The 1,632-nt window shown below is 59.9% G+C and carries 2 protein-coding genes; one reads left to right on the forward strand and one right to left on the reverse strand.

What is annotated here, in order from left to right; all coding sequences use genetic code 11:
* Positions 1–235, forward strand: a 235-nt coding sequence (locus tag EOA85_RS39655; RefSeq protein ID WP_245486327.1) for a hypothetical protein, incomplete at its 5' end; no start/stop codon positions are given.
* Between the two features lie 526 nt (positions 236–761).
* Here the strand turns inward: EOA85_RS39655 and EOA85_RS34815 are convergent.
* On the reverse strand, positions 762–1,632 hold an 871-nt coding region (locus EOA85_RS34815; RefSeq protein WP_164760112.1), incomplete at its 5' end, for an ATP-binding cassette domain-containing protein.

The following is a 1,632-nucleotide window of genomic DNA, read 5'->3' on the forward strand; positions in this document are numbered from 1 at the left end:
GTTCAGCCTCGACGGCATCGGGCGGCGGCAATCTGAATGCACGATGATGCACGTTCATGCAACCACCGCCATGTCTTTGCGTTTAACCGCCTTCAATCCTGCGGAGCGACAAAATGACGGCATTCCCGATTACAATCTACCTGAATCACAGGCCGATGGTGGTCGCGTCGATAGCCGACGCTGCGAAAGCGCTTCAGCAACCATGGCCATTCATGGACAAGCCGTCCCGACTTGAAGCAATCCGAATGGTTGACGAATGCCTAGCCGGACACTGCAGCCTACACGCTGCGATCGCTGCCTTCCAGACGACCGCAACTGAACAGCGGCTTCTTAAGCGAAAGCCTCCAAGCATAGGCCTCAAGAAATTTGACCGGGTTGCTGAAGACCTGATGTGAGATCATGCCGCCCTCGCCATCTTGAACAGCTGACATGCCTCGCCCGCCATCCCCTGTGCCGACCGCTTGCGCGGCGTCCAGGCTCGGTAACACTCGGGCCAAGCGTCGCCTTGGGCCCTCAACGTCCAACTTATCGTCCTAGAGCGGTTCATCGTTTCACGGAAATGCCGAACCGCTCTATCTCTATGTTTTTGCGCAATTCCGGACGGGAAACCGTTTAGCACTTTTCCTGGAATTGCCCTAAACGTTAACGCGAATAGCCTGAGCTTCCGTTTCGACCTCGCGCTTCAGTGCTGCCTCGTGCGTTTCTTGATGTAGGATACCGAGGGACATGCCTTTCAACCACCGCGGCCCTCAGCGGCTGCGCTACGCGCTCAAGCGAAACCGTGTGACGTCGATGGCCGCGGCCATCAACGTCTGCGTGTAGGTAGCTTGCGGATTGCTGAAGATCGCCTCGGTCGGCCCTTCCTCAACGATCTTACCCTGCTTCATGACGATGATGTAGTCGGCCATGGCGCGCACGACAGCGAGGTCGTGGCTTATGAACAGATACGACAGTTCATGGTCGGCCTGCAGCTTGCGCAGCAGTTCGACGATCTGCTTCTGGACGGAGCGGTCGAGTGCCGAGGTCGGCTCGTCGAGAACAACCACCTTGGGCTTGAGAATCATCGCCCGCGCGATGGCGATGCGTTGGCGCTGGCCGCCGGAGAATTCGTGCGGGTAGCGATTGCGCGCATTCGGATCAAGCCCGACCTCGCGCAAGGCCTCGACTGCGCGCAGATCGCGTTGCCTGCCCGACAGGGTCGGCTCATGCACCAGAAGTCCTTCGGTGATGACCTGGCCAACGGTCATGCGCGGCGACAACGAACCGAACGGGTCCTGGAAGACCAGCTGCAACTCACGCCGCAGCGGCCGCATGGCCCGGCGGTCGGTGGCGGAAATATCGCGATCGCCAAAGCGGATGAGGCCATCACTTGGCAGGAGCCGCAGCAAGGCTCGGCCGAGCGTCGATTTTCCCGAACCGGATTCGCCGACGATGCCGATGGTCTGATTTCGTTTCAGCCGGATCGAAATGTGATCGACTGCGCGCAGGATCAGCGGCTCTCCAGCAAGAAACCCGCCGCCGATCTTGAAGGTCACTTCGACATTCCTGCCGTCGAGCAGGACCGGCGCATTTGGCGGTGGCGGCGCTTTGGTTCCGGTCGGCTCGGCGGCCAGCAGCATCTTGGTATAGGCA

The sequence above is a fragment of the Mesorhizobium sp. M5C.F.Ca.IN.020.29.1.1 genome, assembly GCF_003997375.1.
Classification (GTDB): domain Bacteria; phylum Pseudomonadota; class Alphaproteobacteria; order Rhizobiales; family Rhizobiaceae; genus Mesorhizobium; species Mesorhizobium wenxiniae.